General features: G+C 51.0%; 15 protein-coding genes. 6 read left to right on the plus strand and 9 right to left on the minus strand.

The window, feature by feature from the left end; all coding sequences use genetic code 11:
• Window positions 1-14 precede the first annotated feature (14 nt).
• Together ACYVHB_RS13625 and ACYVHB_RS13630 are read right to left on the minus strand one after the other, a co-directional pair.
• On the minus strand, window positions 15-287 hold the full coding sequence (locus tag ACYVHB_RS13625; protein WP_461052293.1) for a hypothetical protein: 273 nt from the start codon (window positions 285-287) through the stop codon (window positions 15-17).
• Between the two features lie 83 nt (window positions 288-370).
• Complete coding sequence (locus ACYVHB_RS13630; protein ID WP_461052294.1) at window positions 371-1,648, minus strand: DUF349 domain-containing protein; 1,278 nt, start codon at window positions 1,646-1,648, stop codon at window positions 371-373.
• 74 nt (window positions 1,649-1,722) lie between these two features.
• On the opposite strand from ACYVHB_RS13630, the gene ettA reads away from it, so the two are divergent.
• A complete protein-coding gene (gene ettA, locus ACYVHB_RS13635) occupies window positions 1,723-3,390 on the plus strand; it encodes an energy-dependent translational throttle protein EttA (protein ID WP_461052295.1) in 1,668 nt (555 codons plus the stop codon).
• A 93-nt stretch (window positions 3,391-3,483) separates the two neighbouring features.
• Here ettA and ACYVHB_RS13640 read toward each other — a convergent pair whose 3' ends face one another.
• Entirely contained in the window at window positions 3,484-4,683 is a 1,200-nt protein-coding gene (locus ACYVHB_RS13640; RefSeq protein WP_461052296.1) for a cystathionine gamma-synthase, read from the minus strand.
• On the opposite strand from ACYVHB_RS13640, the gene ACYVHB_RS13645 reads away from it, so the two are divergent.
• Window positions 4,662-5,378: a TVP38/TMEM64 family protein gene (locus ACYVHB_RS13645; protein WP_461052297.1), complete on the plus strand. Its 717-nt coding sequence runs from the start codon at window positions 4,662-4,664 to the stop codon at window positions 5,376-5,378. The two genes, ACYVHB_RS13640 and ACYVHB_RS13645, sit on opposite strands and share 22 nt — an antisense overlap.
• A gap of 33 nt (window positions 5,379-5,411) precedes the next feature.
• Here ACYVHB_RS13645 and ACYVHB_RS13650 read toward each other — a convergent pair whose 3' ends face one another.
• Complete coding sequence (locus ACYVHB_RS13650) at window positions 5,412-6,218, minus strand: alpha/beta fold hydrolase (protein ID WP_461052298.1); 807 nt, start codon at window positions 6,216-6,218, stop codon at window positions 5,412-5,414.
• Window positions 6,219-6,249: 31 nt separating this feature from the next.
• Between ACYVHB_RS13650 and ACYVHB_RS13655 the strand changes: the two genes are divergently transcribed.
• The 3 genes from ACYVHB_RS13655 to ACYVHB_RS13665 all read left to right on the plus strand — a co-directional run bounded on the left by ACYVHB_RS13655 (window position 6,250) and on the right by ACYVHB_RS13665 (window position 9,090).
• A complete protein-coding gene (locus ACYVHB_RS13655) occupies window positions 6,250-6,720 on the plus strand; it encodes a MaoC family dehydratase (protein WP_461052299.1) in 471 nt (156 codons plus the stop codon).
• A gap of 101 nt (window positions 6,721-6,821) precedes the next feature.
• Window positions 6,822-7,991 carry an acyl-CoA dehydrogenase gene (locus tag ACYVHB_RS13660; RefSeq protein ID WP_461052300.1) on the plus strand — a complete coding sequence of 390 codons (1,170 nt, stop codon included), beginning with the start codon at window positions 6,822-6,824 and terminating at the stop codon, window positions 7,989-7,991.
• A gap of 172 nt (window positions 7,992-8,163) precedes the next feature.
• The gene (locus ACYVHB_RS13665; RefSeq protein ID WP_461052301.1) at window positions 8,164-9,090 is read left to right on the plus strand and encodes an AraC family transcriptional regulator; all 927 of its coding nucleotides are present in this window, start codon (window positions 8,164-8,166) and stop codon (window positions 9,088-9,090) included.
• Between the two features lie 87 nt (window positions 9,091-9,177).
• Here the strand turns inward: ACYVHB_RS13665 and ACYVHB_RS13670 are convergent, their stop codons facing one another.
• From ACYVHB_RS13670 to ACYVHB_RS13690, 5 genes are all read right to left on the minus strand, one after another.
• Entirely contained in the window at window positions 9,178-9,612 is a 435-nt protein-coding gene (locus ACYVHB_RS13670; RefSeq protein ID WP_461052302.1) for an energy transducer TonB, read from the minus strand.
• A complete protein-coding gene (locus ACYVHB_RS13675; RefSeq protein ID WP_461052303.1) occupies window positions 9,609-10,316 on the minus strand; it encodes a phosphoglycerol geranylgeranyltransferase in 708 nt (235 codons plus the stop codon). The genes ACYVHB_RS13670 and ACYVHB_RS13675 overlap by 4 nt, the downstream gene beginning before the upstream one ends.
• Before the next feature lie 28 nt (window positions 10,317-10,344).
• Window positions 10,345-10,872, minus strand: a complete 528-nt coding sequence (locus ACYVHB_RS13680; RefSeq protein WP_461052304.1) for a hypothetical protein — start codon at window positions 10,870-10,872, stop codon at window positions 10,345-10,347.
• 56 nt (window positions 10,873-10,928) lie between these two features.
• Window positions 10,929-11,381, minus strand: coding sequence for a phage holin family protein (locus ACYVHB_RS13685; protein WP_461052305.1), 453 nt, complete (start codon window positions 11,379-11,381; stop codon window positions 10,929-10,931).
• Between the two features lie 450 nt (window positions 11,382-11,831).
• Window positions 11,832-12,218: a TraR/DksA family transcriptional regulator gene (locus ACYVHB_RS13690; RefSeq protein ID WP_461052306.1), complete on the minus strand. Its 387-nt coding sequence runs from the start codon at window positions 12,216-12,218 to the stop codon at window positions 11,832-11,834.
• 326 nt (window positions 12,219-12,544) lie between these two features.
• Here ACYVHB_RS13690 and ACYVHB_RS13695 point away from each other — a divergent pair, with 326 nt between their 5' ends.
• Entirely contained in the window at window positions 12,545-13,819 is a 1,275-nt protein-coding gene (locus tag ACYVHB_RS13695; RefSeq protein WP_461052307.1) for a Glu/Leu/Phe/Val family dehydrogenase, read from the plus strand.
• The last annotated feature ends 98 nt before the right edge of the window (window positions 13,820-13,917 follow it).

A 13,917-nucleotide genomic window follows, 5' to 3' on the forward strand; every position in this document is an offset into this window, starting at 1 on the left:
ATTTGTCCGACAACCTAACAAGCGCATGAGTAATCGTCGTAGCCGGGATAGTTGGGCGATAGGTGACCGTCGATGCGGATCACCCGGTCGAGTGGAATTTGTTCGCCGGTGGCTAATTCAAGATGATCGACGCCATCTATTACGATAATTGCTTTCGTCAGCGCATCGGTCTTGATGAACTCGCGCAGATCGGTGAAATAGTGGAGCCGGACGAATTTGTTAAGTGGGATCAACGCCCGAAACTCGGCGTCAGTCAACATTGCGGGTGCGGTCGTGTTCGTTTCCATACTTAATAAACAAAGCCTTAAACTGAAACGTGCCCCAGTGTTGAGCCGGGGCACGTTTCAGTTTTTTCATAATAATAAAACCGTCAATACCCCACCGTTTCCAACTGCTTCTGGAACTCGCGCAGGATCGTTTCTTTCATGGCGATCTTGCGCTTCTGGGTGTTAATCTTGTTCAGTATCTGTTTGTCTTCGTCTTTGTTGGGATCGAGACCATCGACGTCCTGAAGCGCAAACTGTAAATCACTTTTTTCGCGCTTAACGAGATACTCCATTTCCCGAATCTTGGTCCGTACCTGCTCCGACTGGCTTTTCAGCTCGAAAGCTGGGTATTTGCGGGTAAGCACACGGCCAAGGTAGCTCAATTCAAAAATCTTGTCGCAGGCGGCCCGGAAGCGTTCGTTAACCGTCTTGTCCTGCATCTTAAAGGGCACCCGGATCTCTTTCCAACTGTTGAGCAGCACTTTGGCCCGCTCGGCAGCCGCGAAAATGTCGTCCTGTTTCGATAGTTTCTCGGCCTCGTCGGCCATCTTCATCTGCTGTTCGATGCGGGGGTCGACCTTCGGCACGATAACGATACCTTTAACCTCGTTGTATTTCGCGTAGAAAGCCGTCGTCGCCTTTTTAAACGATTTGTACAATTTACCGCTCTTTTTGATCGGTACCTCGCCAACCTGTTTCCAGGCGTTGTTGAGTCGCCGAACTTCCAGAAAAGCCGCATCTAAGTCGCCAAGCCGGTTTGCCCGAAACGCCAGGCGGATCAACTCATCGTACTTATCCAGGCGCTCCTGAATGACCTTGTTCTGCTCATTGAAATACTCACGTCGGCGCGTGAAGAATGCATCTAAGAGCGCCTGAAACCGATCTTCAACCTCCGCTTCGACAGATTTGTCAACGGGTCCGGTTTTAATCCATTTCGTCTTAATTTCCTGCAACGCATCGGCCGTTTCCCGCCATTCGGTACTGTCAGCAACAGCTTCTGCCTCGCCAATCAGGGCACGTTTTATTTCAAGATTCTTGAGCTGATTGACCGAAATCAGGTTAGAAAGAATGTCTTCCTGAGCATCTAAGCGATCAAGCAGGGGTGGAAAATTGCCGAGGGCATCAAAACCGATCAGTTTTCTCCGGAGCTGCACCAGCTTTGTCAGATACGATCCTTTGTTTTGAGCCTCCGCAATGTCGTTCTCTAACTGGCTTACCTTGTTTTCGGCGATAACGAAGCGATTCCTGAAATAATCGAGCGCTTCCTGCTCAGTACGTTTGACTTCGCCGATCTGGCGGTCTTCAAAATTCAGGTAGCCTTTCAAAAATACCTTTCCGTCTAAGACGTAACCGTATTCGTCTACCAGTGAAGCGTTTTCCATTACTGTTCTTGGTTAAGGCTGCGCTGTGGGTTAATTTTGGTGGTTATTGCCAACCACAAATCTATTAGAATTTAATGAGCCAGGAAACCATAATTTTTTCAATGGCCGGTGTGAGTAAAAATATTCCGCCCAACCGACAAATCCTAAAGAACATATACCTTTCCTTCTTTTACGGCGCTAAAATCGGTGTTTTGGGGCTAAATGGTTCCGGGAAATCAACGCTGATGCGCATCATTGCGGGCATCGACAAGAACTACACGGGCGAAGTCGTTTTCTCACCCGGTTACTCGGTTGGCATGCTCGAACAGGAGCCGCAGTTCACACCCGGCCGCACCGTTCGCGAGGTCGTTGAAGAAGGCGTTCAGGAAGTAGTGAACCTGCTGAAGGAATTTGAGGAGATCAATGAAGCGTTTGGTGACCCCGACGCTGACTTCGATAAGCTGATTGCCCGACAGGGCGAAGTGCAGGAGAAAATTGACCATTTTAACGGCTGGGAACTTGACCAGAAACTCGAACGGGCCATGGACGCGCTCCGTTGCCCACCACCCGAGGCCGCCATCGATGTGCTGTCCGGGGGCGAAAGACGGCGCGTAGCCCTGTGCCGCCTGCTGCTTCAGCAACCCGACGTGCTCCTGCTCGATGAGCCAACCAACCACCTCGACGCCGAATCGGTGCTGTGGCTCGAAGAACACCTGCGTCAGTACGCCGGAACGGTGATCGCCGTGACGCACGATCGTTATTTCTTGGATAACGTAGCCGGCTGGATTCTCGAACTCGACCGGGGTGAGGGTATCCCGTGGAAAGGCAATTATTCATCGTGGTTAGAGCAGAAGTCGAACCGCTTAGCCAAAGAAGAGAAGACCGAATCGAAACGGCAAAAAACGCTTCAACGCGAGTTAGAATGGGTGCGGATGGCTCCCAAAGCCCGGCAGGCAAAATCAAAAGCCCGGTTGGGGGCTTACGAAAAACTCTTAGACGAAGACAGCCGCCAAAAAGACGAACGGCTCGAAATCTTCATTCCCTCTGGCCCGCGGCTCGGTGCTAAAGTCATCGAAGCCGACGATGTGGCGAAAGCCTTCGGCGACCGGCTGCTGTTCGAGCATCTGGGCTTCCGGCTGCCACAAGGCGGCATTGTGGGCATCATTGGACCAAACGGCGCGGGTAAAACAACGCTCTTTAAACTCATCACTGGCCGCGATAAACCCGACGCCGGTACATTCGACGTGGGCGATACAGTCAAGTGGGCGTACGTCGATCAGGAACACGACGGTTTAGACCCCAGCAAGACGGTGTACGAGACTATTGCGGGTGGCAACGACTGGATTATGCTGGGTGGCAAGCAGGCCAATGCCCGCGCCTACGTGAGCCGGTTCAACTTTGCCGGGGCCGATCAGGAAAAGAAAGTCGGACTGCTATCGGGTGGGGAGCGCAACCGCGTTCACTTAGCCATGACACTGAAAGAAGGCGCGAACCTGCTGCTGCTGGATGAGCCAACCAACGACCTTGACGTCAACACCTTGCGGGCTCTGGAAGAGGGCTTAGAGAATTTCGCGGGCTGCGCTGTGGTCATCAGCCACGACCGCTGGTTTCTGGACCGCATCGCCACGCATATTCTGGCGTTCGAGGGTGACTCACAAGTGTACTGGTTTGAAGGCAACTTCTCGGAGTACGAAGAAAACCGGCGTAAACGGTTAGGCACTGACGCCACGCCAACCCGCATTCGGTACAAGAAGCTGGGATAGGCAGTGGCGCAGTGGCTATGCACATTATATCCGTAAGCACCTTGAAGGCGTTCTGGGAGAAACACCCAGACGCGGAAGGAGCGCTCTTTAGATTTACCCAATCGCCTGCGCCAAATCCTGAATTAGGTCATCAACGTCTTCAATGCCGACGCTGAGCCGGATGAGCGTGTCTTTGAGTCCGTTCTTCTCGCGCTCTTCTTTGGGAATGCTGGCGTGGGTCATACTCGCCGGGTGCGTACACAACGATTCGACGCCCCCCAGCGATTCAGCTAATGAAAACACCCCAAAACTTTCCATTACCCGCACGGCTTCGGGCATCGAGTCGCCAACTAACTCGAATGATAGCATTCCGCCGAAGCCACGCATCTGCCGTTTAGCCAACTCGTGGCCGGGATGCGACGCCAGACCGGGATAATGCACCTGACTCACCTTTGGATGTTGCTGTAAGTACTGAGCAACCTTCAGGGCATTTTGGCAGTGGCGCTCCATGCGGATGTGCAGGGTTTTAATGCCGCGCAACACTAAAAAACAATCCTGGGGACCCGGAACGGCCCCGCAGGCGTTCTGGATGAAGGTCAGCCGCTGGGCTATCTCGTCGTCGTTCAGGATGATAGCACCCATGACCGTATCTGAGTGGCCACCGAGGTACTTGGTAACCGAATGCAATACCATGTCAGCCCCAAGCTCGAGCGGGTTTTGCAGATAGGGCGATGCAAACGTGTTGTCCACCACCAACTGAATACCGTTCGGCTTTGTAATGGCAGCAATAGCTTCAACATCGACTAAGCGGAGCAGCGGGTTCGTCGGCGTTTCTATCCAGACCATCTTCGTTGAGGGCGAAATAGCGGCTTCCAACTTGGTCGGGTTCGACAAATCAACAAAGTTGAATTTCAGGCCAAACTCCTGAAAAACGCGCACCATGATCCGGTACGTACCACCGTAGAGGTCATTGCTGGCAATGATCTCGTCGCCGGGCCGGAATAACTTCAGAATAGCATCCGTAGCGCCTAAGCCAGAGGAATAGCAAATGCCGTGTTTGCCGTTTTCGAGAGCCGCAAGGTTATTCTGCAGCACCGTCCGCGTGGGGTTTTGCGTCCGGGCGTACTCGTAGCCTTTGTGCTTGCCCGGTGACTCCTGCACGTAAGTCGACGTTTGATAAATAGGCGTCATGATGGCGCCCGTCGTAGGGTCCGGCTCGACACCGGCGTGGATGGCTTTGGTTCCGAATTTCATAGCCGCAAAGGTAGTACTTGTATCGCGGACCGTCTGCCATGCACAAAACCAGTCTGTCAACCGTTACCTCATTAGTGAAGTACACCATTCTCCAAAAATTAACCGGTCCGGCTATCGCGGGGGTCCTCCTATCAGTCCTGCCGATTCTTTTTACGTCGGTGCTGACGTATTACGCCGTTGTTCACGAGCCAGCAATTCGGGCACTGACGGCCTGGCATTGGGCGGGTCTCACCATTGCGTTCGCCATTACGTCGGCCGGTCTGACGCCCCCTACAATTCTGGCCCTTCTCTTTGGGTACTTTATGGGCTGGCAGGCCGTTTTGCCCCTGTTTATTATCAACTTCGGCGGTATTTTGCTTATCAACCTCCTGGTGCATTGGCTGGATCAGGACCAACTTTTACAGTTTCTACGTCGAAATCCTAAAGCGCAGTCGGTACTCGACCGTATTTTGAACAAAGAATTAGAAGTCATCTTCTTCACCAAACTCTCCCCTATTTTACCCTTCGGCCTAACGAATTTAGTATTTGCGCTATCGGGCGCTAAACTCAGAAATATTCTCTTGGGGGGATTCCTGGGCATGACGCCCCGAACGCTGCTGGCGATCTGGTCGGGACGCGAAGCCCGTGAGATTCGGACCCTGCTCAACAATCCCAATCAAAGCGGATGGGGTCAGCTTATCGTAGCCGCACTAATTCTTGTCTCTGTCGCCGGACTGTGGCAGGTGCTGCGTGGGGCGTTGAAAAGAAGTGTTTAAGTGTAAAAGTATCTGCGATACAAGCTCATACACTCACCCTCCCAACTCGTTCGCCATTAACTCAATCAGGTGATTATGTCCCGTTTTCAGAACTGTCAACTCGTACCGCTGCAACTGGTCGGTGAGCGGCAGGATAAACGCACCGGGCACGATTCGGTCGAAGGCACCCGTGAAAAACCGAACGCGTACCGAATGCTTGGTAAGCGACGCACTCGCTACATCTAAATCGGGATAAATCAGCCGGAACTGTGTCCAGACGCGGTACACCAGCGTTCGTTGCGTCGACGTACTGAGCGATAATTCGGCGAAACGCATGGCCGTTCGGTTCAACAGACCAGCCCAAACGAGCGCGTGACCAAGCTGATCAAGCGCTGATAAATGCCGCAATCCGTGTCGGAATAGCCATCGTCCGGCGCTGGTCGTCGTTGCCAGCCGATACCAGACATTGTGAGTGATGCCGTCGGGCGCAATCAGGATTAGTTGGTCGAGCCGGTCGGCGAAGGCTTCAACCGTTGACAGCGCGAACCGGCCACCTAAACTGAATCCGATGAGCGAGAATCGACCGATGCGGTGTGCTTCCAGAAAAGCCGCCATTAACCTTTGCCAGCCCGTTTTGGTTAGTAGTTGATTGCTGGTGTATCGACTGTCGCCGTGAAAGAAAAGATCGATGGCAAAGATCGTGAACCGATGACCTGCCGTTTCGTTGAGGGGGTAAAAGACGTGTCCGGTTTGCCCAAAACCATGAAATCCCACCAATGTCGCCGGACCATGCCCAACTTTATGGTACGCCAGCCGGTTGCCTTCGTAATCAAAAAACAAAACGTCGTCGGCTTCGGTCATGGCGGCAAATTTGCACAAAACCAGAACACCTATGCAAACCTTCGCGAATCTGGCCGACTTTTCGGCTCATGCCGGGCAGTCGCTTGGCGAAACCGAGTACATGACCATCACCCAGGAAATGATCAATCTGTTTGCCCAGGCTACCGGCGATCATCAGTGGATTCATACCGACCCCGAACGTGCCGCCCGCGAATCACCCTATAAAGCAGCTATCGCGCACGGCTTTCTGACGCTCTCGCTGGCCCCCAAGCTTATGGCAGAGATTTACCAGGTTGAGTCTGTGAAGATGGGCGTTAACTACGGAGCCAACAAAATTCGCTTTACCAACGCCGTGCCCGTTGGGAGTCGGTTGCGCATGAAATCCTGGCTCCACCATGTTGAGCCGCAAAACGCGAATGAAGGTTCCAACGGGGTGCGGGCGATCATTGAATGTGCATTTGAAGTAGACGGTGAGCACAAACCGGCCTGCGTGGCAGAGTTGATTACCCTGCTGTTCGAATAGTTAGTGGCGAAAACAGTATGCGTGCATACCATTTATGTAGCTTTTTTGTATCTTTACAATCTTCTCAACAAACACATAATACATTAAATTACCTAATTCAGATGGCAACGGCAACGCTGGAGTTACAGGGATTGAATTTTAACTTATCAGAGGAACACCTCGCCGTCCAGGAAGCGGCCCGCGATTTTGCGCAGAATGAATTGATGCCGGGCATTGTTGAGCGCGACAACGAGGCCCGGTTTCCGGCTGCGCAGGTAAAGCGGATGGGCGAACTGGGCTTTATGGGTATGATGGTGTCGCCCGAGTATGGTGGGGGCGGCATGGACACGGTTTCTTACGTGCTGGCGATGGAGGAAATATCCAAAGTCGACGCGTCGGCCTCGGTTGTCATGTCGGTCAATAATTCGCTCGTTTGCTATGGCCTCGAAGCGTATGGCACGGAGGAACAAAAGCAAACGTACCTCACTCGATTGGCCACCGGCGAAACGATTGGCGCGTTCTGCCTGTCGGAACCCGAAGCCGGTTCCGACGCTACCTCACAAGCCACAACCGCCGAAGACAAAGGCGATTATTACCTGCTGAACGGCACCAAAAACTGGATTACCAACGGCAATTCATCGGGCATCTGCCTAGTAATTGCGCAAACCGACCGCGAGAAAAAACACCGGGGTATCAATTGCCTTCTCGTTGAGAAAGGCGTACCGGGCTTTGTTGTCGGCAAGAAAGAAGATAAAATGGGCATTCGGGCGTCGGACACACACTCACTACTGTTCACGGACGTGCGGGTGCCGAAGCAAAATAGGATCGGCGATGACGGTTTCGGCTTCAAATTCGCCATGTCGACGTTGAATGGAGGACGCATTGGCATTGCGGCACAGGCGTTGGGTATCGCGGCCGGGGCCTACGAATTAGCTTTAAAATACAGTCAGGAGCGTAGGGCGTTTGGAAAGCAGATATTTGAACACCAGGCTATTCAGTTCAAATTAGCTGAAATGGCGACCAAGATTGAAGCGGCCCGGTTGCTGGTTTACAAAGCAGCCCGGATCAAAGACGAACATAAGGATTATGTGCAGGCGGCTGCCATGGCCAAACTCTTTGCGTCGGACGTAGCGATGTGGGCCACAACCGAAGCGGTACAGATTCATGGCGGCTACGGCTACGTGAAAGAATTCCATGTGGAGCGCCTGATGCGCGACGCAAAAATCACCCAGATTTACGAGGGTACGTCTGAAATACAAAAATTAGTGATAGCCCGCGAACTCGTTCGATAAGTATTTTCTTGGATAAATAGAATTTTTTTAGGGGTAGAGTGCGTCTTCCAAGCGAATTCGCACTCTTTTTTTTATATACAGAAACTTTTATACTAATATTAGTTTTGTACAACTTATTAGTTTTGTGCAACTTTGGGCGCAAAAGCATTTTAGAGACACACCCCTTTCTGTTATGGAAGACTACAATAAAATTATCGAATCGCTCGGTGTCAAGTTTATCAAGGCCCGCAACATTCGGATTCTCCAACCGATTACGATAAAGAATTTCTACGATGTCGAGAACACGTTGTTGATTCTTTACAATGGTGAAGTATCCATTGGCGACGAAAAAATAAAGGTGGACGTGGGCGATATGCTGTTCATTCCGGGCGGCAAACACGTGACCGTTACCTACGGCGACCCCTCAAGCGCCAAAGGTGTATCGAATGAGGAGTTTATGACGCACCGGGAATCGTACTGGGAAGGCAACCATGATCCGAAACTGATTGGACACATGCCAAACTCGTTTGGCTACGTATCGTTCGAGGCAAAGGTGTTCGACTCGGTTAACTTCTTCAACTCGCTCGACGTACCACCGTTTATCATCAAACGGGAGGATCACTTAGCGAATACCATCGATCAGATTCTGGCCGAAGACATGACCGATCTGGCTGGTAAAGGGCGTATCATCAAGATTAAAACCGAAGAAATTGTTATTGAAGTTGTTCGGTACATTCTTAAAAACAGGTTGTTCGTCGAACAACTGGTTACGAATAGCACGTATTTTAAAGACCCGCGTCTGATCGACATCTTCGCTTACATCAAGGAAAACCTCGGTGGCGACCTGTCGAACAAGGTTCTGGCTAATGTGGCGAACGTGTCGGAAGATTACGTTGGGCAGTATTTTAAGATGCTAACCGGCATTAACCCGCAGGATTATATTGAGTACCAGCGGATGGAAGCAGCCGTTGGATTGTTGCGGACAAGTAAGAAGAGCATTCGGGCTATTGGCGCCGAAGTTGGGTATAAAGATACGGCCTACTTCTGCCGCCGATTCAAGATGATGTTCGGCATTCCGGCTGGCAAAATGCGCCGTCGGGAATCGTTGATGAATGTGTAAGGAAAAGTCGTAAGTGGCTGACGCGAGGGGTTTGCTCTCGCGTCAGCCACTTACGACTTACCACTTCTTTGACTTACGACTCTCTTATTACAGTGTCACCTCGATTGGCAAGGTGTAAAAAACCGACACCGACTGGCCATTAACCTGTCCAGGACGCCAGGGAGGCATTTTCTCAATAGCCGCGATGATCGTTGTCATAAACTCCTGCATCCCTTTTTGCATGTCCTTACTGAGCGGTTTCGTCGTGACCCGAACGTCACGCACTGTGCCCGACTTATCAATAATAAACCTGGCAGCAACCGGACCGGTATTGTAGTTTTTGCGCATCAGCGAACTGGGAAACCGAATATTGGCAGCCAGATACCGACTGAGCGCGGCTTTTCCACCCGGAAACTCCGGTTGTTGCTCTACAACCGTATAAATTAATTCATTACGCGTTTGGGCAGGGGCATTTGCGCTACTCAACAACAGTGTCGTAGCAAGGCTAATCAGAAAAAGCAACGCATTTGATACAGGTCTCATACATTAGCATTAACGGCGGCTGACTGATTAAATTCATGTATAACAGCCGACAGTTGCGGTAGCAAATCCGGGTCCTGTTCGAGACCATTCCCAACCACAATCATATCGGCCCCCGCCTTCAGCGCTTTGTACGCTTTTTCACCCGTGTTTATACCTCCCCCAACCACAAGGGGCGTTTCGATTACCGCTCGAACGGCCTCGATCATTTCGGGGGACACCGGACGGGGAGCACCACTGCCCGCATCTAAATAGATTAACTGAAGACCGAGCATTTCGCCCGCCATGGCCGTGCATGCTGCTACACCGGGTTTATCATGGGGCAACGGCATTGTTCCACTAACGTAAGAAACGGTCGTTTGCGTACCACTGTCAACGAGCATATACCCGGTTGGCAGAATTTCCAAACCACTTTTTTTGAGCAGCGGAGCAGCAATAACATGCTGACCAATTAAAAATTCGGGGTTTCGGCCTGAGATGAGCGATAGAAAAAGAATGGCATCGGCCGAGGGTTCAATGTGCAGCGGATTACCCGGAAAAAGAATAACGGGGATTGCTGTATGCCGACGAATTGTCGCGATAACCTCCTTATGAACGTAGTCGGTGACTAAGCTGCCGCCTACCAGAAAAAAATCAATCGGATACGTACGTGTACGGATGAGCAGGGCCTTAAGCGCGTCTTGCTCGACCTTATCGGGATCGAGCAAGACGGCAAGTGATTTTTGGCCAGCTTCTTTACGACTGCGTAGTGTAGTCAATAGGCTGTGTGGGAGCCTTTTCGTGGTATTCCGTTGGGTTTGGCTCGGCGGCTGGGTTGATGGCATTATTCTGACGGATGCGGCTCAAAAATCCACTTAGTTGTTCGCGGGCGATATTGGTTAGGATCGACGTTACCAGACCCCCTATCAACCCACTTGCGGCTGCGGACTTTTGCGTTTTTTTCGCTTGTTTCTTTACGCCCTCGCGAGAAGATGGCTGAGCATCGTTGTCATCATCTTCATCATCGTCGTAGTCTTGTTCGTCCAGTTCACCATACTTCTCGGCGTATCGGTACTCATCGGACTTGGGCAAGATGGCATTAGCAATCAAATATACGGCTAAAGCGGCACCTCCAACAAACGCAGCCGTTTTACCAATCTCATTTGCGTCTCCTTTAATTGAATCAACACTGTCGGTAATTGAGGATTTGAACCGCTCCGTAGCGGCCATCAACTGCGCCCGGCGGGCGGTGGTATCAGCGAAAGGCACTTTTGGGTCTTCCATATTTATACATTTTATTCGGGTAAATTAATGAATTCAGTTATGCCAGTTGCTGCGTATCAACGTGTCCGGGGGTCCGCTTGGGTAGCGGCAGCACGCTCGGCCGTTTCATTGATCGACGTGCGTGTTTGAGCCATCAACTCCTGAACCGCATCCGACTTTTCTTCAACCTTTTTTTCTTGGCTTTTCTTGATGGCATTGTAAGCAGCCACCCTGATTTTCGACTTAAAGAAGTCTTTTGCTGCGATCCAGATGACGGTTAATAATAAGAAGAACCCGGCTACAATTAAAAAGCCCATGTACCGGCTGTCGGTCAATTGATTCAGGTAAGCAGCCAATAAGCTAAAAAGAAAGATGGTCGTCATTGTGCCCAGTAATGCGAGTACAATACCGTGAACGCCAACAACAACGCCTTCTTCCAGTTTCCCCCGCGTTTCGAGCGTGAAAAGTTCAATGCGTGCTTCCAGATAACGGAATATGTTTTCCCGAATTTCTTCCAAACGTTCCAGCATGATCGTGAGCATTTAGTTTTGCTGCTCTGCCGTATCTACAAAAAAACGTCCAATTTGTTTAAAAAACGTAGTGTACTGTGTTAGGGAAACTACATGAGCTAACGTAAACAGCTTATTTCAGCCGCAGCAACCAACAATTGGATACTACGCATGTCAAAAAACTACGTGCTGTCATCAGTCAAATCCTTTCCCAACCACTCATCGGTTGACAATTGGGAACAGGATTGTAGAAAAACCGCCCACTCATTCATCTGCGCCGTTGCTCCGCGGCTTAGCAGACAACGGGAAGGGTATGTAACAGCTTCTGTTCCCCCAGAAACCAGAACAGCCCCGATGGACTGACCACCGAAGCTGTTTAGATTAAGAATATATGATTAGTCAGGCGTCAGAAAGTTACGCTGTCGTTCAGTAAGCTGACGACAGTTCTGGAACACAGCGAACAGGCGAACTCTAATTGGACTGCCTTAGCTTGGCTTCAATAGTTTGCTGCGTATGGGGCACCGCCCGGAGTCGCTCCTTCGGAATCAACTTGCCAGTATCCTTGCAGATGCCATAGGTTCCGTTTTTGATGCGCACCATAGCTGCGTCCAATTGCTGGGTAAACTTCTGCAAACGGGCGGCCAACTGACTTAGGTTCTCGCGTTCGCTGGTGTCAGCCCCGTCTTCGAGCGCCTTCGAGTTGCCCGACGTATTGTCGGTACCGCTGTCATTTCGCTTGCTTAGTGTTTCTTTAATGTAATTCAATTCGCTACGCGTGGCTTCGAGCTTCGAACTAATCAGTACCTGAAACTCCCGAAGATCTTCTTCCGAATAACGTTTCCTTTCTTCCTGAACCATACCGCTTATCTATATGGGGTGATACGCTTAATAAGGCCACAAAATTAACGTATTTCAGGGGGATTTTCAATCAGTACACCCGTAAGTTATATGTTCACGCTTTTTTTATCAAATTACGAAACAGCAACTTACCCAATTAAAATTTGGCGGCTCTCAAACTTGCTGATAAAGTATTCTGAACTTGTAAAGTAATGTAAACGATTATACGGAGTTTAATTATTAGATTAATCATAGAAAAAATATACTTTTCAGTATATCGTTGTAGTTTTAGTAAGTTTGCGCTACACTTCGCTGTCATTTTTAGTTTATCTACCAAAGTTATGGCTATGGCATACATTGAACCAGCCCCGATAAAAGATAAAGAAAATCCACTTGAGTCAATGATGTCGCGCTTTGACGCGGCTGCCCGCATGTTGGGCATTTCAGACGAGATGTATGATATTTTGAAGGTACCGGCCCGTCAGGTTATTGTTGGCTTACCCGTCACTATGGACAACGGTAGCATTCGGGTATTTGAGGGATACCGCGTCATTCACTCCAATATTCTGGGTCCGTCCAAGGGTGGTATCCGGCTCGACCCCGGCGTTCACCTCGACGAAGTACGTGCGTTGGCGGCCTGGATGACGTGGAAGTGCGCCGTTGTCGATATTCCGTATGGTGGTGCCAAAGGGGGTATTGCCTGCAACCCGCGCGAGATGTCGGCGGGCGAAATTGAGCGACTCATCCGTCAGTACACCGTGGCGATGCTCGACGTATTTGGTCCCGACCGCGACATACCGGCTCCCGACATGGGCACCGGTCCCCGCGAAATGGCCTGGATTGTAGACGAATACTCGAAAGCAAAAGGCATGACCGTCAACAATGTTGTGACAGGCAAACCACTCGTGCTGGGCGGCTCACTGGGTCGCACCGAGGCTACCGGGCGGGGCGTTACGGTGGCGGCCTTAGCGGCTATGGACAAGCTACGGATGAACCCCTACCGCACAACAGCTGCCATTCAGGGCTTTGGGAACGTCGGCTCGTTTGCGGCCGAACTGCTCCACGAGCGGGGCGTTACGGTTGTGGCCGTCAGCGATATTTCGGGAGGCTACTACAACGCGGCTGGCATCGATATTACGGCGGCTGTCACCTATCGTAATGCCAACAAAGGCACGCTGGACGGTTTCAGCGGAGCAGAGAAGATTTCAAATGAGGAGTTGCTGTCACTGGCCGTGGACGTGTTGGTGCCAGCCGCTAAGGAAGATGTCATCACCGACGATAATGCCGGGTCGATTCAAGCCAAGATGATTGTGGAGGGGGCCAATGGGCCAACCTCGGCCTCGGCCGATGAAATTATCAACTCTAAAGGCATTCTGGTTGTGCCCGACATTCTGGCCAACGCCGGGGGTGTAACGGTATCCTATTTTGAGTGGGTACAGAACCGAATTGGCTATAAGTGGACACTCGACCGCATCAACCGCCGGGCTGACCGCGTCATGAAAGATGCCTTCGACCGGGTGTTTGAAACGTCGCAAAAGTATCAGGTACCCATGCGCCTGGCGGCTTACATTGTAGCCATCGACAAAGTGGCCAGTACCTACAAATTTCGGGGAGGATACTAAAGGAGATGTATGATGTGTAATGTATGATGTATACTTTTGCCCATACTCGATGCATTGAAAATATAGCATACCGCAACGGCGGACCGTTCATACATCAT

It is taken from the genome of Spirosoma arcticum (assembly GCF_054779955.1).